Origin of the sequence: Acinetobacter sp. TUM15071, from assembly GCF_008980925.1 — a bacterium.
Taxonomy (GTDB): Bacteria; Pseudomonadota; Gammaproteobacteria; order Pseudomonadales; family Moraxellaceae; genus Acinetobacter; species Acinetobacter dispersus.
On sequence record NZ_BKGB01000057.1, the window covers coordinates 1 to 468 of the forward strand.

Annotated in this window: 2 protein-coding genes; both read right to left on the bottom strand. The window is 40.2% G+C overall.

From position 1 onward, the window contains the following. Positions 1-137 (bottom strand): SDR family NAD(P)-dependent oxidoreductase (locus GBI66_RS19195; protein ID WP_151717187.1); only part of this gene is annotated, 137 nt, incomplete at its 3' end. Between the two features lie 10 nt (positions 138-147). Next, the coding region (locus GBI66_RS19200; protein WP_151717188.1) for an aromatic-ring-hydroxylating dioxygenase subunit beta at positions 148-468 on the bottom strand (321 nt) is incomplete at its 5' end.

Sequence of the window (468 nt, forward strand, 5' to 3'; positions counted from 1 at the left end):
CTTTGTGCCTTGGCATTTTTGGCTTTTTCAAGTGTACTCGCTGACAAAATCACTTGATGGCCTTGACTCGCAAAATATTCAGCAATGACATTACCGAGTCCAGAAGCAGCACCTGTCACTAAAACAACCTGTTTCATGTTACCGCTCCTAAAGAATGTAGCTAATACCAGCTAAGGTATCGGTTGAGTTAACCAAGTTAATGATTTTACGGTTAATCTTGAAACCAGTATCAGCATCACGAGTTAGATGGTACGTAATATCGGCTGTGTAATGCTTGAGGTTTTCTTTACGGAATTCACGTAAGTTGTGAGCACAGCGTAAAACGATTTCATCATCTTGGTCTTGAATAACACGTACACGAGAAACACTACGTACCGTATTTGCTTTAGGCGCTGTAGAAATTGCTTCACCATTTTCAAGACGCTGTACACGTAAAGTACGCATATGATTATCGTCATAGGCATAATT